General features: G+C 39.6%; 15 protein-coding genes. 6 read left to right on the plus strand and 9 right to left on the minus strand.

The window, feature by feature from the left end; all coding sequences use genetic code 11:
• Positions 1–100: 100 nt before the first annotated feature.
• Positions 101–2,125 carry a BamA/OMP85 family outer membrane protein gene (locus NOS7524_RS25200; RefSeq protein ID WP_041555953.1) on the minus strand — a complete coding sequence of 675 codons (2,025 nt, stop codon included), beginning with the start codon at positions 2,123–2,125 and terminating at the stop codon, positions 101–103.
• A gap of 325 nt (positions 2,126–2,450) precedes the next feature.
• Here NOS7524_RS25200 and NOS7524_RS25205 point away from each other — a divergent pair, with 325 nt between their 5' ends.
• Positions 2,451–3,812, plus strand: coding sequence for a lipid-A-disaccharide synthase-related protein (locus tag NOS7524_RS25205; RefSeq protein ID WP_015141306.1), 1,362 nt, complete (start codon positions 2,451–2,453; stop codon positions 3,810–3,812).
• 92 nt (positions 3,813–3,904) lie between these two features.
• Here NOS7524_RS25205 and NOS7524_RS25210 read toward each other — a convergent pair whose 3' ends face one another.
• Complete coding sequence (locus NOS7524_RS25210; protein ID WP_015141307.1) at positions 3,905–6,964, minus strand: sensor domain-containing protein; 3,060 nt, start codon at positions 6,962–6,964, stop codon at positions 3,905–3,907.
• A gap of 791 nt (positions 6,965–7,755) precedes the next feature.
• On the opposite strand from NOS7524_RS25210, the gene NOS7524_RS25215 reads away from it, so the two are divergent.
• Both NOS7524_RS25215 and NOS7524_RS25220 read left to right on the plus strand, forming a co-directional pair.
• On the plus strand, positions 7,756–9,003 hold the full coding sequence (locus NOS7524_RS25215; RefSeq protein WP_015141308.1) for a bifunctional sterol desaturase/short chain dehydrogenase: 1,248 nt from the start codon (positions 7,756–7,758) through the stop codon (positions 9,001–9,003).
• Positions 9,004–9,221: 218 nt separating this feature from the next.
• Positions 9,222–10,115, plus strand: a complete 894-nt coding sequence (locus NOS7524_RS25220; protein ID WP_015141309.1) for a hypothetical protein — start codon at positions 9,222–9,224, stop codon at positions 10,113–10,115.
• A gap of 104 nt (positions 10,116–10,219) precedes the next feature.
• On the opposite strand, the gene hpsJ-A is transcribed toward NOS7524_RS25220, so the two are convergent.
• The 6 genes from hpsJ-A to NOS7524_RS25250 form a co-directional block, all read right to left on the minus strand.
• Positions 10,220–10,963, minus strand: coding sequence for an HpsJ-like protein, cyanoexosortase A-associated (gene hpsJ-A, locus NOS7524_RS25225; protein WP_015141310.1), 744 nt, complete (start codon positions 10,961–10,963; stop codon positions 10,220–10,222).
• 39 nt (positions 10,964–11,002) lie between these two features.
• Entirely contained in the window at positions 11,003–11,662 is a 660-nt protein-coding gene (locus NOS7524_RS25230; RefSeq protein ID WP_015141311.1) for a cyanoexosortase A system-associated protein, read from the minus strand.
• Positions 11,663–11,667: 5 nt separating this feature from the next.
• A complete protein-coding gene (gene crtA / locus NOS7524_RS25235; protein WP_015141312.1) occupies positions 11,668–12,528 on the minus strand; it encodes a cyanoexosortase A in 861 nt (286 codons plus the stop codon).
• A gap of 537 nt (positions 12,529–13,065) precedes the next feature.
• Positions 13,066–14,238: a PEP-CTERM sorting domain-containing protein gene (locus NOS7524_RS25240; RefSeq protein WP_015141313.1), complete on the minus strand. Its 1,173-nt coding sequence runs from the start codon at positions 14,236–14,238 to the stop codon at positions 13,066–13,068.
• A gap of 289 nt (positions 14,239–14,527) precedes the next feature.
• Positions 14,528–15,868 carry a TldD/PmbA family protein gene (locus NOS7524_RS25245; protein ID WP_015141314.1) on the minus strand — a complete coding sequence of 447 codons (1,341 nt, stop codon included), beginning with the start codon at positions 15,866–15,868 and terminating at the stop codon, positions 14,528–14,530.
• 104 nt (positions 15,869–15,972) lie between these two features.
• Positions 15,973–17,445 (minus strand): TldD/PmbA family protein, encoded by a 1,473-nt coding sequence (locus NOS7524_RS25250; protein ID WP_015141315.1) that lies wholly within the window; start codon positions 17,443–17,445, stop codon positions 15,973–15,975.
• A gap of 131 nt (positions 17,446–17,576) precedes the next feature.
• Here NOS7524_RS25250 and NOS7524_RS30280 point away from each other — a divergent pair, with 131 nt between their 5' ends.
• Positions 17,577–17,729, plus strand: coding sequence for a hypothetical protein (locus NOS7524_RS30280; protein WP_171815395.1), 153 nt, complete (start codon positions 17,577–17,579; stop codon positions 17,727–17,729).
• 196 nt (positions 17,730–17,925) lie between these two features.
• Here NOS7524_RS30280 and NOS7524_RS25255 read toward each other — a convergent pair whose 3' ends face one another.
• Positions 17,926–18,723, minus strand: coding sequence for an Rpn family recombination-promoting nuclease/putative transposase (locus NOS7524_RS25255; RefSeq protein ID WP_015141316.1), 798 nt, complete (start codon positions 18,721–18,723; stop codon positions 17,926–17,928).
• A gap of 430 nt (positions 18,724–19,153) precedes the next feature.
• Here NOS7524_RS25255 and NOS7524_RS25260 point away from each other — a divergent pair, with 430 nt between their 5' ends.
• Together NOS7524_RS25260 and NOS7524_RS25265 are read left to right on the plus strand one after the other, a co-directional pair.
• Positions 19,154–19,699, plus strand: coding sequence for a type IV pilin-like G/H family protein (locus tag NOS7524_RS25260; RefSeq protein ID WP_015141317.1), 546 nt, complete (start codon positions 19,154–19,156; stop codon positions 19,697–19,699).
• Positions 19,700–19,856: 157 nt separating this feature from the next.
• On the plus strand, positions 19,857–22,076 hold the full coding sequence (locus NOS7524_RS25265; protein WP_015141318.1) for an O-linked N-acetylglucosamine transferase, SPINDLY family protein: 2,220 nt from the start codon (positions 19,857–19,859) through the stop codon (positions 22,074–22,076).
• Positions 22,077–22,222 lie beyond the last annotated feature (146 nt).

The raw sequence follows: 22,222 nt of genomic DNA on the forward strand, positions 1-22,222 counted from the left end.
TAGGCTTACGCCATCGTAAGAGAAGCTGACGCTACATCTCTCCTTACTCTCCTGCCCCCTGCCTACATAGCGATGGGATATTTCTTTAGTTGGAAGTCGCTTAAAACCGTTGACCGATGCCTAAATGTACTCGACTTTCCCCTTGGTCATTAATGCCGTAGTCAGCGCGAATTAAACCCAAAGGCGAGTCTACCCGGACTCCAGCACCGTAACCAAAGCCAGCACCGGGTTTATTCCTGACACCTGCGGGGTTGCCGAGAACAGTGTCACCAGAACCTAAGTCTGAGGCAAAGTCAGCAAATACTACACCCCCAACAATAGGCAAGATGGGAAAGCGGTATTCGGCGGTGGCTAGTACATAACTGCGACTACTACCGACATTTCCAGCGTCGTAACCCCGCACGGAATTAGAACCGCCTAAGTTAAAGGCTTCATAAGGGGGCAAATTACCAAGGACAGTACCAGCTTGCACATTCAAAGCAAATACTTGGGGTGTTTGACTGTTAAATAGCTGTACTGGCACATACTGACTGTAATTGGCGGTGAGGCGATTCATGGAGATGTTACCTTGACCGATGGGTACAGATTGTTCTGTACTGAGTCTGAGAACAGAACCTTGGGTGGGGTTGATAGGGTTATCGCGTTGGTCTTTCGTAGCTGTGAAGGATACGGTAGTGAGGTCATCAACGCCAGTACGGCTAGCGGAGAGGGGATTTCCTTGGGCATCGGTGGGGGTGATATTGCCTTGGCGATCGCGGATGCTGGTACGAGTATAATTAAACCCTAGGGAGGTATCCCAATCATCAAGGGGTCGTTGTAAGCTAATACCTGCGCCAATCTTACCTTCCCGGACTTTATCACCGTTAGCTAGTTTAATCTCATCATCAAAGGTTGCCGAAATTTCTCGACTGCGGAAGGCTTTCACGGTGTAGCCTAGACGGTCAGGATTAGTGGCACGATAGGGACTAATAAATTTAGTATCAAACTGCAAATCACGGCTACTTAAACCGAGATTCACATTGAAAATATCATTCTTACCGCCAATATTTTGGTCTTGATAATTTAAAGTCCCCATTAACCCTGTATCAGCATTGTAACTACCACCCAAATTAATCGCACGGGCCCCATTTTCCTTAAGTTCGTAAATCACATCAAGGTTGGTAGCATCACCTTCAAAGGCGACATTAAGACTTTGAAATAAGCCAGTACGATATAACTGTTGGACATCTTGCCGGACAATATTTTCTTGAAAGACTTGCCCTGGTTTGAGTTGGAGTTGTTGTTTTAAGAAATCTGGTTTGGTACGTCCCCCGATGGGATTACCATTGTTATCGACGGTTTTACCTTCATCATTTACAAAACGGAACTTGATATCATTCACCAAACCTTCTGCGACATTGACGGAAAGGATACCTGCATCATTGGGTTGAATTGATAGCACCCGCGCCAAGTTATAACCATTATCGGTGTACCATTTATTAATTTGTTGGACTGCTTGTTTGAGTCCATCTGGACTGATGGGTTTACCAATTTGGGATTGAAAAGGTTTGAGGGCGACTGGATAGGTGAGGGCTTTAGCACCTGCTAGTTGGAGCGATCGCACTACCACTGGTTGCACCTGATACACTACATTTAAGCCAGATGGAGTAGTGCGGGTATTGACGTTAGCATTGACAAATAAACCAGTCTGCAAAATCGCCTCTACATCTCTTTGTAACTGGCTTTGGCTGGTTTCGCCACCAGTTTGGGTTTTAATGACTTGGCGGATGATTTCCTGTAATTCAGGAGTTGCGCCCACTATCTGCACATCGATAGCTGTCACAACCAAAGTGTTTTCAGGCGTGGTAGGCTTGGAGGCTGACGGAGTTGCAACCGAAGGTACAGGAGAAAGTACAACAGGTTTTTGAGCTATGACTGGAGATTGAGAAAATTGGGGAGTAATCTCTGTTTCTGGTGCAGCTACAGCCTTCAGAGGTGCAGGGTTTTCTTCCACTACTGGCACTACTAAATTTTGCTCTATCTCAGCCGGAGTTGAGGCGTTAGTCGATGCAGCCATAGTTTGTTGAGTGGCATTGCTAACCGCCAAAGTAGCTAAAGTCAAGATTGTAGTAGAAGAAACACGCATATGATTTAGGGAATTGGGCATAGGGAATTGGGCATGGGGACGAGAGATGTTCATCCCCATTGTTGTGTGATTGTTCACACGGCTTTATAGCTTCCGCAATAGCGGAATCAAGAATCAAAAATTACGAATTACCTAAACAGACAGCCAATTTTGTTATTTTGTTTCTTATGCACAACCCCCACCATCAACTACCCCTCCAGGAAACATTGGTTATGGAAGAGATAACGAAGTGGGGGGAGATGAGGAAGAAAAGCTTCCTTGTCTTGTTTCCAGACCCTAATCCCCAGTCCCCAGTCCCCAGTCCCCAATCCCCAGTCCCCAATTCATGAGCGATATATCCCAGTTATCCCTAGCCAATTCACCAACTGCCAGTTCTCGGTTGCAGTTGTTGGTATTAAGTAATGGTCATGGGGAAGATGTCATTGCTGTCCGCATTTTGCAAGAATTATTACAACTATCCCACCCACCAGATATCTTTGCTTTGCCTCTGGTGGGTGAAGGACGGGCTTACCAACAGTTAAATATTCCCCTCATTGGTGCAGTCCGGACTATGCCCTCTGGTGGGTTTATATATATGGATGGGCGACAATTGGCGCGGGATGTACGAGGTGGCTTGGTGCAACTGACTTGGAGTCAAATTCAAGCGATGCGGCGGTGGGTGCGTTCCCAAAAAAAATTAGGCAACAAGAACGCTGTTTTGGCAGTGGGGGATATTGTACCGTTATTGTTTGCCTTTGTTAGTGGTACTCAATATGCTTTTGTAGGAACGGCGAAGTCAGAATATTATGTGCGGGATGAAGTGGGAATCCTGCCGAGAAAATCAAAATCTGCCCGTTGGGAAAATTTTTCTGGTTCGATTTACCATCCTTGGGAGAGGTGGTTAATGAGTCGTCGCCGTTGTCGGGCGGTGTTTCCTAGGGATGGGTTGACAACACAAATCTTAAATCAATGGCCGATTCCGGCTGTTGATGTGGGAAATCCGATGATGGATGGTTTACAACCCAGGTTTACTACACAAAAATTTTATAGTGCTGATGCCCAACAACAAGAAATAGCTAGACCTTTGGTGATGACTCTTCTTCCTGGTTCTCGTCCACCGGAAGCTTATCAAAATTGGGAAATCATCATGATGGCTGTGTCTGCATTAATGGCAAGTTTCCGAGAACAGAACTCATTTGTACACAGTTCTGGTAGTGTAGTGTTTTTAGGAGCGATCGCACCCAATCTAGATATGCAGATCCTAGCTCAAAGTGTCCAGTCTCAAGGCTGGCGACCCCATACAGAATCACCTCTACCTCTACCCGATGCTGAGGCTTTAATATTCCAACAAAGAAACGCCTATTTCATCTTGACTCAACAAGCATACAACGAATGTGTGCATTGGGGAGACGTGGCGATCGCAATGGCTGGTACAGCTACAGAACAGTTTATCGGTTTAGGTAAACCTGCGATCGCTATTCCTGGGGAGGGGCCACAATATAACCCAGCCTTCGCAGAAGCCCAAAGCCGACTGTTAGGCTTATCGTTGATTTTAGTGGAAGAACCAGCACAAGTGGTGCAAGAAGTGCGATCGCTTTTCACTAATCCTGACAGGCTGCATATCATTGCAGAAAATGGTATGCGACGTATGGGTAAAGCCGGTGCAGCCCGCCGGATTGCTGAGTGTTTGCTGGAGAGATTTGAGTAATTGGGCATGGATATTGGGGGCTGGGGACTGGGTAAGAACTTAAATATTTATGATTCTCTTCTGCTCCCTCTGCTGTCTGAATGTGCAGATTATTACTCAGATGGTTGATAGAATCGTCTTTTTGCAGCCAGTAATAAGCTGATGTTTTGACTATTTAAAGCTGGGGAAAACAAGTGTCCTTGTGCTTGGTCACATTGTAATAATCTTAACTGTACTAACTGGCTGATTGTTTCTACACCTTCAGCAACTACACTCATACCCAAATTGGAAGCTAGGGTGACAATGGCTTTCACAATTGCTAATCTCTCGCCATCCCGGTCAATACGATTCACAAAAGAACGATCAATCTTTAAAACATCAATGGGAAAATGATGTAAATACGCTAAAGATGAGTAACCAGTACCAAAATCATCAATACACAACTTGATTCCTAAAGCTTTAAATTGCTGAAGAATGGTAGCCGCTTGTTCAGGGCTGGCCATAATGGCGCTTTCAGTAATTTCTAGTTTTAAACTACTGGGTTCTAGGTCAACATCTCGTAAAATTTGGACAATTTTTTCAACTAAATAAGGTTGAGAAAACTGTTTGCCGGAAAGGTTGACATTCATGCTTAAAGGTGGAATGTTAGGAACTTCTAATTGCCACTGCCGTAATTGTTGACACGACTCCCGCAATACAAATTCACCAATTGGGATGATGAGTCCAGTTTCTTCGGCTATGGGAATAAACTCGGCTGGTGAAATTAGCCCTCGTTCTGGGTGTTGCCAGCGTACTAGGGATTCAAATCCTGTAATTTTCCCTGTAGCTACAGAGACAATTGGTTGGTAGAAAACTTGTAATTCCTGGCGCTCAATCGCCCAGCGTAAGTCAGTTTCTAGTTGCAAAAGTGCTACAGCCCGGTCATACATAGTGGTATCAAAAACTATATGCCAAGCTTTACCTTGCTCTTTAGCACAATACAGAGCAGTATCAGCATCTCGCAGCAAATCTGCGGGTTGAGTGTAGCCTATTGTACTGAGAGCAATGCCAATACTCGTAGTAGTAAATACTTCATATCCATTGAGGTTAAATGGTGATTTCAGTACCTGATGAATATGTTCGGCGATGCGGGTAGCTTCATCGATGGAAGAAATTTGAGTCAACAAAATTGTAAACTCGTCTCCACCTAGGCGAGCAATGGTATCTTCAGGACGCAAGCAGTTTTGTAAACGTTCGGCAAAGCTTACCAGGAGTTGATCACCAACAAAGTGTCCTAAACTGTCATTGACGACTTTAAAACGGTCAAGATCCAAAAATAATACAGCAAATAATTGGTCTGGGTGTTGTTGTATTTGACCTATGGCCTGCTCTAGCCTGTCCATAAATAAAACTCGGTTGGGCAGCCCAGTGAGATGATCATAGAAGGCATGACGCATTAACTTTGCTTCCATGAATTTGCGTTCGCTAATATCTGTAGCGATGCCTTCGATACGGATAGGTTTACCACTTGCGTTATAAATTACATGACTGCGGTTATGCAACCAGCGTATCTCGCCATCGGGTCTCATAATCCGGTATTCTAGGTCTTGACTGCCAGTTAACAGCAAAGGCTGAATTGCCTGACTAACTATTGGTTGGTCTTCTGGATGAATTACCTCAAACCACAGATTTGAGTTTTCCACAAATTCAGATACAGAGCGGCCATAAATTTTGACAACGGCGGGATTAATATAGAGAGTCTCAAAAGTCTCTGCGGAAACTGACCAGACTACATCTTCCAGAGAGTTTAAAATCTCGTCGAGACGCTGTTTACTCTCTTGTAATGCAGCTTCTGCCCGTTTGCGATCGCTGATGTTTGTCACCATACCCAAGGCTCCGCTATAATTCCCTAGATTGTCAAACAATGGCGCACAGGAAATAATTGCCCATAGGTCTGAGCCATCCTGACAAAGAAATTTAAAATCGTGGGTTTCATTAATGCCTTGGTGACGGCGTTCCAGGTATGTCTGGGCAATTTCTAAGCCTTCGGCATCCATAAAGGCAAATAGCGTTTTACCTAGCATCTCTTCCACGGTGTAGCCCAACATAGCTGCCATTTGTTGATTGACGAAGGTAGTCTGGTTATCTGGATTCAGTAGCCAAATACCTTCAGTAGCTGTTTCCACAATGCGACGATATTGTTCTTCTCGCTCCTGTAATGCCTCCAAAGCCTGTAGGTGTTGAGTAATATCGTTTTGTACACCTATAAAGTTAGTTAAACGCCCAGAGTCATCAAACACAGGCGCAATGTAGAGTTCATTCCAAAAGGGAGTACCATCTTTACGATAATTTTTTAAGATGACATGGCATTCCCTCTGCTCTTGCAAGGCCTTACGCAACTCCTCAATCCCCAGCTGATCTTGAGCATTTCCTTGTAAAAAACGGCAGTTACGGCCAATCACTTCCTGAACAAAGTAGCCCGTTATGCTTTCAAAAGCAGGATTGACGTAAATGATGGGATTGTCTGGTTGAGTAGCGTCTGTCAACACAATCCCATTGCTGCTAGCAGCTAGCGCCCGTTCCATCAGATGTAAACGTGCTTGGGATTGTTGGTAGTTAATCTCACACGTAGAATTTACATTTTCTGGGGTAGTGGGGATAGCGATCGCATCCTCCGTTACTGGCTGTTTTTGCAGAGGTTCATTGATATCTGTAAAAACCAATAAAGCTGCTAACTTACCTTGGTAATTAACGGCTTTCGCTGAAATTCTGGTTACAACAGTATTGTTAAATACATTGACTTTTACTGCCAAATTACTAACAGACTCACTGCCTTTGAGACTACTATTTAACCATTTACATAAAGTATAGTTGTTATAAATATCTGCAACTAAATTATCATAATTTTGACAAAAATTAGCCCCAAAAACTTTTTCTACTAGCTTATTTTTAAATAAAATTTCATGAGTTTCTAAACAAAGAATAACAATAGGAAAGGGGCTAACTTCTGCTAAAAAAGTGACTATTTCTTGCAAGTTTAACATTGACATTTTTTGAACATCAACTTCTTGCACTAATCCTAAATTCGTACCATTGCCCCCAACTGTATGATTTTCTTCTACAGCTATCAAGGCTCTATTTTTATTTTGAATACTATGCTGATTTTTATACACTTTGCCACGAGTAAAAACCATTGCCAGAGTTATGTAAACTGCTGAGGATATTCAATAAAAAATGCACATTTAACAGTTGCTTTGACACGTTAGCTTATAGTGCTTGTACACCAGTAAATAGGACAGCAATGATTTAGCAATCTGACATCTGTATGAATGAAAGTTTGTTTAGCCAAAGTTTCCGTATTATGACAATATTCAGATTGAAAACCCCATATAAGTTCGGGGTTAAGTGTACAAGAATTAGTAGGCACTAACTATTAATAGTCAAAGCGATTTATTAAACTATTTTTAACTTTACCCCTTGAGATAGATGTAGTTACATTTTTTACTGAAACTTCATATAATATTGAAATATTTCTTAATCTTGATGTGATACGCTATTGTGAATCAATTGATATTCACAGCTATAAGTATATACCGCCAGTATTTGGTATAGGACTTACGCTTTAGTAACTAAAAATTAAGGATTTGGGTTGGGTATTGGGCATTGAGCATGGAAAATTCGCCAAAGCCCCATGCCTCATACCAGATATAAAGGAATAAGCTTGTTATGTAAGTCCTAAGTCCAAAAAACTACGTAAAGGCGTAGCACAGCTACGTCTCTCTCAAAATTTCAAGTAACGCATAATTAATTTGTGGATATGTCTATTAGAGATTTACATAGAAGTACAGTAAATCTCTAGTTCCCAACTGCCCTAATCATCAACAAACCAGCAAAACCTTAAATTTTGGTTTGCTTTATTACTCTGGCTTAATCTATTCTGTTGAAAATATAAACAAACATTAAGACAAGTGGTGTGTAAAACGACATGATGCAAATGTTGCTTGCAAGCTTGACTGAGATTGAGGCCAGGTTACAGATTAATTGGGAACTGGTGAATTCTGGCTTACAGTTTACCAGTTGGGGATTCTTCTCTGTACTGCTAGCAGAGATATTGAGAGATAGCTATCACGCGTTGTGTCACAAAGTCAATTGGTTAAGCAAATGGCACAACAAGCACCACATGGCATATCGCCGGGATTTATCAGTTGTTTCTCTGAAAATTTATCAAGAATCCCAGCTCTACAACGACATTGTAGAATCAAGTCTGTTGGTAGTAGTATTAGCGGTAATTGCCTTAGCTGTGCAGCAAATTGGATTATGGTTGGGAGTAGCTTATGCTAGCACTTTTTTGTTTGGTGCATCCCGGCGATATTTCTTGGGAATTATTGACACAGACTATAATCACTTACCAGGGCCTCTAGAGACAGCTCCTTCTGTGTGGTTTGTGAATCGGTCTTACCATTGGCGACACCATTTCGATGATGTTAACGCTTACTACAGTGGAGTATTTTCCTTGGTGGATAAAATACTGGGAACATCACTTTCTCTTAAGGGTAAAACTATCGCCATCACAGGTGCATCAGGTGCTTTGGGGCAAGCATTGATGGCGGAATTACTCAGGTATAATGTCAAAATTGTAGCATTAACTACTAATCCAGATAAATTACCTACGGTCGCAGGGCTAAAAGTAATTTCTTGGCAGTTAGGTAATGAAGCTGAAATCAAAGACAGTTTAGAGAAAGTAGATATTTTAATTATTAACCACGGTGTTAATGTTTACAGCGATCGCACATCACAAGCCATTAACTCTTCCTATGAAGTGAATACTTTTTCGGCGTTACGTTTAATGGACATATTTTTGACAACGGTGACAGGGCCACAAGCAAAAGCAACTAAAGAAATTTGGGTAAATACTTCTGAGGCTGAAGTATCCCCAGCTTTAAGTCCTCTCTACGAATTGAGCAAACGTACCTTGGGAAATCTAGTAACTCTGAAACGCTTGGATGGTAATTGTGTAATTCGCAAGTTAATTTTGGGGCCGTTTAAAAGTCAACTTAATCCTTATGGTGTGATGTCAGCACAGCAAGTAGCTCGTGCCATCTTGTTTTTAGCACGCCGTGATTTCCGCAATATTATTGTGACGATTAATCCTTTGACTTATGTACTGTTTCCTGTCAAGGAAGTTAGCACTTGGCTATATTATCGAATTTTTAGTAAGACACTGAAGAATTAAAATTTTGTGTCTGAATTTTTTGGTAAGATGATTCGTCAAAGCAGTTATTTGTCATACAAACAACTGCTTTGGCACGGTTAAATCTAAATTTATTTATAGATTTTAATCAAAGTATAAGGTGAATTTAAATAAATAAATAAAAAGTATAAATAGGAAATTAGTTGTACAGTAATTGCAGTCAGTAAGTTGCTGCAATAATAAATTAATTCACAGAAGCTATGTCCCAACCAATTCGCATTCTGTTACAAACTACAATTCCCACAACTGAAGATGACTGGAGCATTTTTCGATTTTCACTATTGCAAGAATACTTAACATCTATCAAAGATGAAGTAGGCAACCAATTATTTAAAGTTATAGCACGCGATCGCACCTCAGATTCAGAAGGGAATGACCCTGTTTTAAGTACCTTAGATAAATCAGATTATGACGAACTTTGGCTATTTGCTTTAGATACTGGTGATGGTTTAACGGAAAAAGATATTGCTGGAATTAATGCTTTTAGAAAACGCGGTGGAGGAATTCTTTCCACACGAGACCATCAAGATATGGGCTGTTCGATGTGTGGCTTAGTTGATATTGGTGATCTTCACTATTTCAATACTCAAAATCCTGATCCTGATGATTCTCGCTGGAGTCGTGATGATCCTCACACTACCTATATTTCCTGGCCAAATTACCATTCTGGAGCTAATGGGGACTATCAAACAATTATTCCTGTAGAACCAATTCACCCACTTTTGCAGAATCCCAATTCAGCTTCTGGATTAATTGAATTTTTTCCATCCCATCCCCATGAAGGTGGTATTGGTGTAAAGCCAGATAATCTTAATAGTCGTGTAATTGCATTAGGTGAAAGCCGAGTTACAGGGCGGACATTTAATCTAGTTGTAGCGATGGAACACTACACAGATACCCAAGGCAATCAGCTAGGAAGAGCAATAGCTAATTCTAGCTTCCATCACTTTGTTGATTACAACTGGGATATTGAAAAAGGTTGTCCTTCGTTTGTAGATGAAGCACCGGGAATGGGAATGAAAACACAGCCACAGGCTTTAGAAGATATCAAAACTTATGTGCATAATGTGGCTTTGTGGTTAGCAGGTTCGTAAAAAGCAAAGTTCAGGGGGCGCATTCCTGAACTTTGATGATTTGAATCCCTAAAGTGAATATAGGAATCCTATCTGGGTTTAGAATTCAAAGTAGAGTGCTATCTCTAAATTTTATTATTTTTCCTAGCCCAAGCTGTTCCCTTCCAAAAAGTAATAAATAAAGCCGCAGAAATTAAAGCACCTAAGTTCCATTTCACAGAACTCCTAAACAAATTCAGACGACCAGTAGCTTTAGTTGTTTCCACTCGTGTTTTCAACTGCTGTTTCGCTTCAGTAATTCCTAAAGATATTTGGTTTTTAATATCTTCAGTATTTCTATTACCCTCTAATCTGACACCTTGATTTCTCAGCAAATTTTCTATCTCTTGAGGTGTAGCTTCACTCAATCTTTTTTCTAGCTGATTAGCTTGGGACAGTTGCTGATTATATTGGTTAGTAATTTGTGTAACATTATTGTTATACAACCTCATGGTATTCACTATTCCTACAGGAATCAGCAATATATACAATAATCCCACTAACAAAGTTAAATAAGACAAAAATGCTAACAGGCGTGGTTCCCATCTAGCTCGCCTTTCTAATTTTCCTGAGAAGACAAATACTAACCCAATCAAAGGTACAGCTACTCGTTCTACTATTCTTCCCATAGTTTGGAATTCCCAACCAGGGTTCATAAAGTTGGGTGGGACAAATGTCTCAACTAGATCGAAAAATGCTAGTAGCAACATACCATAACCAATGATTCGCCACAGACCGATAAACTCTAGTGAAGAATCTAAAGAGTCTACAGATTTTTTTAGCTTTGAAAACTCTGTTTCTATTACTTTGGAAAACTCAAAATCAGTCATATTTTTAGGAAGTATTAAACGATTTGTATTGGATGAAATTTAAGGTTTAGGAAATCTAGGCTGCCACCATTGATACCACGAAAACCAAGCTTGTTCTAGAACTTTGTAGGCATTGTCTGGGGAAGAATTTTGTAAAGGCATAGACAAATGTACTAAAAGACAACGCTTATCTATTAATGCCTCCTGCCCTTGCAAAACAGGCAGTAACCGCTCGAAACTGATGTCTTGGGAATACCGATTATGTCTATATTGTGCATGAGTAAAGGTACTACCTCCCCTTGGATTGATACAGGCACTAAGATAAGCATTTTGTTTATCTAACCCAAGACCGTAATAGCCTACCCCATCTTTGTAACGTACAATATTTGAAGGTTGCTTAGTATTATCATGCTTTCTTAAAATAGTAACATCAGCAGGATAGAAATTTTGTAAATAACGCATATCAATATTCAACTTGAAGTCATTTTTGATATATTGATAATTGATGCGAGATAGCAAGTCTGGATACTTTTCTGCTACGACTTGTATAGACTGATAATCACTCAGTTGCCATGGTTTTAGAGGTACATCTTTGGGGAATATAAGAGTTCTATTCTTAGGCTTGCCAAAGCTGGGGAATAAGATTGATATTAAAGAAACTAATAAACCTATGCTAAAGGTTAAAGTTAGAAAATAAATACGAGTTTGTTGCCAGTACATTGCCCTTAGCTATCTGTTAAATTTTGTTCTTTGCGTTGATTGTTGCTCAGTAATACCCAACAGAAACAACAAAAAAGAAAAGCAGTAATCATAGAAAAGAGTAGAGAACCATCACCGTCATGCCAGTAATCAAATGCTTGTTTATCTCCTTGTGCTACTAAGAGTGCCATAAGACAGACACGTATTCCATTGATAATAAATGCCAGGATAGCAGCTACTAATGGTACGATAATTTTTTGCTTTAAATGTAGCTCAAACATGAAAAGAAAAAGTATGGCTAAACTCAAAGTGTCTAGAATTAGAACTATACCAGAGCAGCCATGATAAACTTCTACAGTTCCTGTTGGTAAACTAATTGTTAATCCAGAACGATTCACGTCAAAACCTGTATACCAAAGCAGAAAAGCAGAAAATTTGGCAGTAATAATGGATATGTCAATACTATTAATTGAAGGTATCCATGTGCGTAGACTAAAAAACAATATTGTCAGTAATTCTATGAAATATTGTTTTAAACCAGAAAAACCAGAAGCTATAATAGCTAACGCAAAACCAGATATAAACGGAGAAAATGACAGTAAAATCCCAGAGTTTAACTGATATATGCTATTGATAAATATAAATAGCAGCAGAAAGAAGCCTAAAAAACTAGATATAATTCCGCTTTCTAACTTTAAACTGTGCTGCTTTTCTTTAAGCTGAGAACATACAGTTGCTAAAAACAAAAAGCACAGACAAAAACTGACAGAATCTTTATATCTCCAGAATAAGCTGAGGTGGATGGCTATTAAGCTTGCACCTATCCCTATGAGCAAGAATTCAGGATTTTTAATTAATACGTTTGTTTTATTTCTAGTGTGTTCCATTTCAACTTAGTAGCAGCTATTTGTTGAACAATTTAATTAAGTCATATTCCTTATATTAAAGCTCATGCGATCGCCTACGATAAGGGATAGTGTATCGTACGTAAAATTACACAAGTTTATTATGGCCTTATGGAACACACTGAATGCCTACCAGATAAAATCTAGTCAAGATGGCATAAAAAGCTGAACAAGGACTTAAATAGATAAATTTAACTTTCTACAGATAGGTAGATGTTAAATTTATCTAGTATCTTCTAGATAACCATAATCTCATCGACGCATCAGTGAAATTTCGGTAAAGTCATGTTGTTTTATTTTAAAGACCTAGAGTACACAGTATAATTTAGCAATCAGTATTCATTAATCGGCGATAATTGGTTAGGTACTACCACTAGAACCTACAATCCGATTAACCGCACAATTACGGTTCTTTACCTACGAATAAAAGTGTTTATAGATACATATAAATTTTTGTACCTCTGCGGTAAAAACACCTTTTGAAACGCAGAGGCACAAAGACACCAACAAAAGAGCTATTTAATGTTTATTCCGACGACGGAATAACCATCCGAATAAAGGTACAATTCCTAATCCCACCATGGCACTAGGTTCAGGAACTAAAGCAGCACGTACTTTGAAGGCTGTATCTGGGTTATCGCTGAATACACCATCAAGACCAGTATTGTAAAAACGTCTGTATTCCTCTTCAGGATTACCTTGTAAATTGGCAGGTAGGAAGACGTTTTCATTACGGAATGTCCAAGCGTGAACTATCAAGCCTGCTGCATGAGCATCCTTAACCAGAGTAGTAGGAGATGCTAGATTACCACCCACTCTCGGAATAATCAGGTTTTTGTTAGCTCCAATACCATCAGCATAGGTAGCAATTTCTGCCAAACCCGCAGGAGTAATTAAATCAGCGTAAGTACGAGTATCTCCACTGACTACAAAATCATAGGGTCTACCACTAGGGCTAATGAGTTGTACTAAAGAGACATCGGTTAATGTGTTAAGGTCTTTGAGATTGCCAACTTCAAAAGATTGAATGTAAACTGGTGCAGTTTCATCGATGTAGCCGTTAGCATTTAAAATCTCCACCAATGGCTCTTCCATGGATAAACCAATGGAATCAAAATAGGTTGGGTGCTTAGTTTCGGGATAAATACCAATCGTCCGTCCCAAAGCTGCGCTGTTGGCTTTTGCTAAATCAATAACTTCTTGCAAAGTAGGAATTTCAAACAGTCCATCAAAAGCTGTGTTATCAGGACGAACAGCCGGAATTCTTTCAATGGCGCGGAGAGTTTTCAACTCAGCTAAGGTAAGATCCTCTGTAAACCAACCTGTGATAGTACGTCCATCAATAACCTTAGTGGTTTTGAGAGCAGCAAATTGTGGACGCAGATAGATATCTGTACTGGTGTCTGTAGTATTGAGCGTACCATCAGGATTGAGAATTGCTAACGCGTTTTCGTGGCGTGCTACCAAGACACCATCTTTGGTGGCGACTAAATCAGGTTCAATATAATCAGCCCCCATGTCAATAGCTAGTTGATAAGCAGCTAAAGTATGCTCTGGACGATAACCACTAGCACCTCTGTGTCCAATCACAATGGGGGGTTGACCTGTTAATGTTCCCGCTAGGACTTTTTCTGTTGGCATAACAGTTATTGTAGCCATTCCCAGCAAAAATGCTCCCAAGAAATGCCGCATGATTTCTCCTCACAAGTATTTGATTACAGGCGAATTACTTCAAGTAGCTAAGTTTGTGAAGTTGAGCTACTGAGTAAGTTTCAGTAAAAACACTTGAATAGGGTAGGAATCCAACGTTAACAAGTCATTAATCTTTAATTATGTATGTTTTAAATTTATCATCAAGCAAAAATAACCCTGGTTTCTTTAAAAAACCAGGGTTATGAGTTGGTAGTAAGCGGCTCTAGGTTTGATTATTAAATCTAAACAGGACTAAAATCCTTACTACAAACTAGGTTATTTTAAAATCTCATTCGCCAGTAATTGATAAGCCATCAACCCAAATTCTAGGAGCTACACCACCAGGGGTTAACTCTACTTCTTTCTCTACATAAATAATTGACTTCAAAAGTTCCAGAAAATCACCAGCAACGGTTGCTGATTCAATACTTGTTCTCTCACCTTGGTTAATTAACCAACCATCAAAGGGCAAAGAAAACGAACCTTGTAAAGATTTTACTCCAGCATGGAGAGCGTGTAAATCATCAATTAAAATCACGTTTTCAGCAGTGGCTAAACTCAATTCCTGATCAGAGCTTCCGGCTGAAAACACATGATAAAAATTCGGACTAACGCTCACCTTCGCCCCAATACTAGCATTACCTGTTGGTTGAGCATTTAACCTTTTGGCAGTGCCTGCACTGTGCAGAAAACTGGTTAAAACACCATTTTCGATTAACTTCACCTGACGAGTAGGTGTACCTTCACCATCAAAGGTTTCTGCGCCTATATTAGCTGGATGTAATGCGTCATCGTACACTGAAATTAGAGGTGAAGCAATTGGTTTACCCAAATCATCGGGAGTAGATAAGCTTTGTTTATCTAAAATACTTTGGGCATTAAACAAATTAGAAAATGCACCCAATAAGCTTAAAAAAGCCTCTGGTGAGAACACTACTTGATATTTACCAGTCTTAACTTTTTCGTAGTGCAAATGACTAATAGTTTTTTCAGCAGTTTCCTTGATACAACCATCAATATCTAAATTGTCTAAACTGCGGTTAACTCTATAAGCACCTGCACTGCGGGGTTTTCTATTTTCTTCCTCGGTTTTGCTGTAAAGATAAATCGAAGACAAAGACAGAGAATCTTTTCTCAAAGCACCATCACTATTGAGATAAAATCTATCAATGTCTCTTTGCGCTAAACCGTTATAAGGTACTCCTTTAATGGCTGGATGAGCCGCTAGTAATTCTTTCTCAGCTACTAACAGTTGTTCTATTAGTTCCGATACAGGTGCTTGGGGAACTTTTTCATCTAATGTTTTGGCTATTGGAACTGTCGCTTCTGGACTAAAATCTGGGACGTGTTCTTTGACTCCAAAAAAACTAGCTTCGTAAGCAGTTTTTAAAGCTAATTCTAATCCTTGGGGGTCTACATCGGTGGTACTGGTGATACCGATTGTATTGTCTTCGTTCCAAACACGGACAGTTACACCAGAGCGATTAGAGGCTTTAACTTGTTTTGGCTCACCTTGGTCAACTTGCACGCTAGTTTCATCAACGATTGAGCCGTAAATGTCAAATTTTTTAATGCCAAGTTTCTCGGCATTATCCTTGGCGTAAGCAGAAATTTCCTGAATATTTGGCATAACAATTCAAAATGCAAATTGATAAGTTTGTAGTGAGGACTTTAGTCCTCATAATTTTGGGGACTGAAGTCCCCACTACGAACAAATTGAAAATCTCAAATTTTTTAGCGGCCACCGACGGTAATAGAATCAACTTTGATATGGGGTTGTCCGACTGTGGTGTAAATACTGCCACTAATGGAACCGCAAAAACCAGGAGCAAGATCCAAATCTTGGGAACACATGGAAATTTTGTTCATAATTTCCTTAGCTTCACCAATGAGGGTAGCACCTTTTAATGGCTTGGTAATTTTGCCATTTTCAATTAAATAGGCTTCATCCACACTAAAGTTAAATTGACCAGTCGCGCCTACACTACCACCGCCCATTTTCTTACAGTAAATACCTTTATCTATAGAGGCGAATAAATCGTCAATTTTGTAATCACCAGGAGCGATGTAAGTATTACGCATCCGGCTAGCCGCAGCAAAGGTATAATTTTGACGGCGGCCACTGCCAGTTCTGGGGTGTCCAGTCCGCCAAGAACCGGCTCTATCTGCTAGGAAGTTCTTGAGAACGCCTTTTTCTATTAACAGGGTTCTTTGAGCAGGCATCCCTTCGTCATCCATATCAATTGTACCGAAGGCATTATCTGCACGTCCTTCATCCCAAGCTGTCAGGCTTTCGTGGGCAATTTTTTCGCCTTTTTTATCGGCAAAGGGTGAGGTGTTGCGCTCAATTTGGGTTGTTTCTAGTAGGTGTCCGCAGGCTTCATGGAAAATCACGCCACCAAAGTGATTGGCCATGATGATGGGGTAAGTACCTGATTCTACATAATCGGCGTAGAGCATTTTCCCGGCGGATTCTGCTATCTGTTCGGCAGCTTGTTGATAGTCCCAAGTTCTCAGGAAGTTAGCATCACTGGTATTACCAGCTCGTTCACCAATGGAGGCGCGATTGGCACCATCAGCACACAGGATGTTAAAACCCACCGATTGAGTCAGGCGAATGTCACGGGCAAAAGTGCCATCACTAGACGCAACTAAAACTTCTTGCCAATCACGGAAATAGCTGGCACGGCGGGATTGCACATGGTTAGCTTTGCGATTTAAGTAGGCAGTACCATCCAGGAGAATTTCGCCCATTTCACGGATTGAACTGCACAGAGGTAGCCAACCGTCTTTACCTCGTCTGGTGGCGTAGTCTCTGAGTAGTTCTAGGTTAATTTCTGGGATAAAAGCGTTGGGGGCTGGGAGTTGTAAGCCGAGGATGGAAAGCCCTTTTTCTAAAGCTGCTTTTAAGCCAGAAAATGATAAGTCATTGGTGCTGACGTAGCAATCAGCTTTGCCGCGAAATACTCTGACTCCCGCACCTGTGGTAAGACTAGGTGAAATACTGGTAATTGTGTCGTCTTCTGCCAAACTACTAATATAGTTGCGACGTTCTAGAAAAAGTTCTATAAAGTCAGCACCAGCTGCGCGTCCTAAACCCAGGAGGGTAGCCAGGGGGGCTTCCCAGGTTTCATCGAATCGCTCTGGTGTAGATGAATATTGCAGCGTGGGGAGTTGATTTGAGAGAAGTAGGGTATTTGTAAGCATGAATAGCCTCGTCTGCTGGCGTGATCAGAGATTTGACTGAAAAATCCTGGTGTCATCAGTCTAACAAATCGGTGAAAGAGGCAGTTGGCAGATAAGCGGTAAGGTTTACCCTACTTGGGAGCATAAAAAGATTGAATAACAAAAGCTTCGATTTATCTAATCGGGACTCTGAGGATGGCGGATGGCGATCGCTCACAAGTTTTGATTTACGGTCTACTACTTCTCTTAATATACAAGGGTGCGTCAGTACGAATACATTCCTGTTACATCAAGGGTTTCTCTAACTGACGCACTCTACTATAGGAATCCGGTTTGATTTTTGAAATTATCTGTGTAGGCAGGGAGTAGGGAGTAGGGAGTGGGGAGTAGGAAAGAGGGATTTTTGGGTGTACGGATTTTTTTTCATAAATCAAATATGAGTCCTATAGCAGGCAATTTGGCATAATCTGTTTTTGGTTTTCCCTTGTTAAAATTATATTACTAAGATTCTTTTTGTAGATGCTTCCTAATAGTTTCAACATCTAGTTCTAAAAAATCAGCAATTTCTTGAATACTCATACCTCTTTCAATACATTTAGGAACTAATTTTAATTTTGTTTCTAGTTCTGTTTCTGGCTTGGTCTTGGCTAAGATGCTTTTGTATAAACGAGTATTTTTGAATTCATCTAAATCAAGCATAGCTTCAATTTCCTCTAAGTCCAGGTTGGGAAATTTATAAAATACAATGGCTTGGATAAATGCTAGCACTTTCTTTTGCAGATTTTCATCAGATAAGTTTTCTCTTGCCTGAGTTATGAGCTGTTGTGCTAGAGTAGGAGCTTTTGTCGGTAACTCTACAAATAATTTGGCAATTCCTATACCCAAGGAGTCATCAGCACTTACTGCAAGTTCATTCAGATAAATACAGCGCAAATGTGATGCTATTAAAGCCTGATAGCGGTGATGGGGTGGGATTTCATTACTGCGTTTGTCGTAAATAACTATTGCATACCAATCTGAGTTGGCTGGTTGATATTGACGGAAGTAAACGAAAATTTCCCCAAAAAGTCGTTCGTAAAATTCTTCGTCTTTGTAAGTTTGTAATTCTACAAAGTATAAGGGTTCATGTTCAAATCCCTCGATGGTGTAAAATAAACCATCTAAACGAAATGACTGTTGTTTGACTTCCGGTGCTGTAAATATATAGATATTGGGATTAGTATCAGGTTTCCCAATCAGTTCAAAAAATATCTGTGGTAGTTCCTTAATTAATTCATAAAAAATTACGTCTGTTTTCATTGATGCTTATGATGGCGAACTATACAGCCGTTTTTCTTTGGATGCAATATATTGTAGCTTTCTGAGGATGCGGTAAGTTGTAAATATATAGATCAAGTTCTCCGAACTCAGACAAGTGAATGGTGAGAGTGCAGGGTTTATATCACCTATGATAAACAACCAAAAATAAGGTGATTCGGAAAAAACTAGCCTACGATCGCCTGACTTGTCTTTTGTGCAAACTAAACATCTGAATCAATTGTCAGTAGACAACAGGAGATATACCTGATTTATCCCAACTCACCACAGGACGTACTCGTAAATACACGTAAATATAGATTGAGGGAGAAAGTTTTTTTACTGAAGTGATAGATCACAGATCACAACTGGGTAAGTTCTTTTTAGAACAGAGCGATCGCCTACTACTTACCCCAAACTTCAGGAGAAACCCATGCTCAAGCCAGAATTGCAAGCTAAATTCCTCAGCCACCTCAGCAATCGTAAGAATAGAGAAGAAGAAGGTTTTACCTTAATTGAGTTGCTAGTTGTAGTAATTATTATCGGTGTACTTGCTGCGATCGCGCTACCTTCGCTACTAGGTCAGGTTAACAAAGCTAAACAATCAGAAGCGAGAAACTACACAGGTACGGTCAACCGTTCTCAACAAGCTTTCTTCTTAGAATATCAAAGATTTGCTACTGATCTCTCTGAGTTGCAAGTAGGTATTAGAACAGCATCTGAGAATTACAACTATAGCGTCGAAACTGCTAATGGTAGTGGTAGTGTTGCTAGTGTTGCCCAATTTAAAGGAATTGCTAGTAAAGATGCACTTAAATCTTACTATGGACTGGTAGGTACGCAACTGGGAGATAGTGCAACTAAAGAAGCACTGACAATAGCAATAGCTTGTGAGACGAAAGCCCCTTCTAAAACAGTAGCCAGCATCGCTACATTTTCTGAAACCTGTGCTGATGATTTTGTCTCTTTATCTAGGTAGAAACATATAAGAGTTTGTCTGCTTATCCTTCTAAGCAGTATCAGATAAAATTTTGTTCGATTGGGTAGTGTTTCTACACATTACCCAATTTTTGCAATTTGCTTACCATGACATTACTTATCCAATTTACATCCCAACATTTTTATCCACTATCACTATGCTTTCTTTAACTACTCCCAATGAATGGCATTATCGTGCTGAAAAATATTTACTCACCGGAAATTACTCACAGGCGGCTAGTCTCTACGAAGAAGCGATCGCCATAGAACCTGATGTTAAATCCTACTATTGGTATCTAGGATTAATGCTGCTGTTGCAAGAGCAAGATGTGGAAGCTCAAACAACTTGGTTGATAGCGATGATGGAAGGAGAACCGGAACAAGTTGAGCTTTGGAATAGTGAATTAGTAATAGTTCTGCAAACAGAGGCAGAAAGGCAGGAAGAATTAAAAGAATATTCAATTGCCAAGAAGATTCGTCAAAATATTAAAGAATTTTCTCCTCAAGATATTCACAATTTATTACATCTACTACAGCTAGCTATCAAGCTAGATGTCTATACAGGTGAAGATTTACAAGAATTAGGAATAATTGAAATTCTTCAATCTCAATCGATAGTAGAAGTCAATTTAGAACTATTGTTGCAATCTCTCCAGAATCTTCTAACTTATGATCCACTTCATCCATTAACGCTAAATTTTGTTGAAGAATGTTTACCATATTGTAAAAATAATACCCAAGATTTACTAATTATTTTATTACCAGCAGCCTTAGACATTGGTTATTCTCAAAAGCAATTTAGTATAGCAGTGAAACTGTGTGAACTATATTTAAATTTAAGCCCTAACAATACAGAATTTATCAGTCATTTGTCTAGCCTTTATCAAAATATTGGTCAATATGAAAAAGGTATAGCATCTGCTAAATTATTATTTTCTTTAGTAGAAGAAGTCGCTGATAAAGTTTTTGCTAATCGCCAAATACTCAGAGGATTAATGAGTACAGGAGGTCATTGGGAAGAATCTTATTATGTATATCAAAGACAAGAAAAATTAATAAAATTTCTCATAGAAGATAATCATACACAACTAGATGTCTCTAGAATAGCTAGATTATTTAACGCTAACTTTTTTACTCCTTATATTGAAGATAATCCTATAAACACTAGAAATATTCAAAATCAGTTATTGCAGATTTGTCAAGTCAATATAAATAATTTGGAGCAAGAACACATAGAGAAGTATTCTCAGGGAAATCTGAACAGAAAAACACAAAAACAAATTAATAAAAAATTGAACATAGGATATCTATCTCATTGCCTGAGAAGTCATTCTGTAGGTTGGCTAGCACGATGGTTATTTCAACATCATGACCGAGATAAATTTCAAGTCAATGGTTATTTTATTAATACTAATCCAACTTTAGACCCTTTGCATGAATGGTATCTTACCAAAGTTGACAAAACTTATAAATCAAACGACTATTTGCAACTAGCTGATGAAATCTACCAGGATGAAATTGATATTTTAATCGATTTAGATAGTATTACATTAGATACTACTTGTGACATCATAGCCCTGAAACCAGCACCCATTCAGGTTACTTGGTTGGGTTGGGATGCTTCAGGAAGCCCATCAGTTGATTATTTTATTGCTGATCCCTACGTTTTACCAGAATCAGCCCAGGAATACTACACAGAAAAAATTTGGCGTTTACCTCATACTTATATAGGAGTAGATGGCTTTGAGGTGAGTGTCCCTACAGTTAGACGTGAAGAATTAGATATTCCTAATGATGCAATAGTCTATTTTTGTGGGCAAAGAGGCTTTAAGCGACATCCAGATATAACTAGACTGCAATTGCAAATTATCAAAGAAGTTCCCAATAGCTACTTTTTAATCAAAGGAATGTCTGACGAAGAATCTACTAGAGTCTTCTTTGAAGAACTAGCAGACAAAGAAGGTGTAGAGATATCCCAACTAAGATTTCTTCCAGGCGTGATTTCAGAATCAGTTCATCGGGCTAATCTAGGAATTGCCGACATAGTATTAGATACCTATCCCTACAATGGAGCTACAACAACCCTAGAAACTTTGTGGATGTGCATTCCAATGGTAACAAAGGTAGGTGAGCAATTTGCGGCGCGTAACAGCTACACCATGATGATGAATGCTGGTATTACAGAAGGTATTGCTTGGACTGATGAAGAATATGTAGAGTGGGGTGTGCGCTTGGGTAAGGATGAAGCTTTAAGACAACAAATTGCTTGGAAGTTGAGACAATCAAGAAAAACATCACCGCTATGGAATGGTAAGCAATTTACCCGTGAAATGGAGAAAGCTTACACCCAAATGTGGGAAATATATACAAGTTCGTAGTGAGGGCTTTAGCCCTTACTACAAACTTTCTCAACAAAGTATTAATTTTATTTTTAAAAATAAAATTAATACTTTTTTATATGGTATTATTTCCCCATCAACTATCCGATCAATGACCAAGCATCGTAATATAAAAATAAGAAATA

This window comes from Nostoc sp. PCC 7524, from assembly GCF_000316645.1.
Taxonomy (GTDB): Bacteria; Cyanobacteriota; Cyanobacteriia; order Cyanobacteriales; family Nostocaceae; genus Trichormus.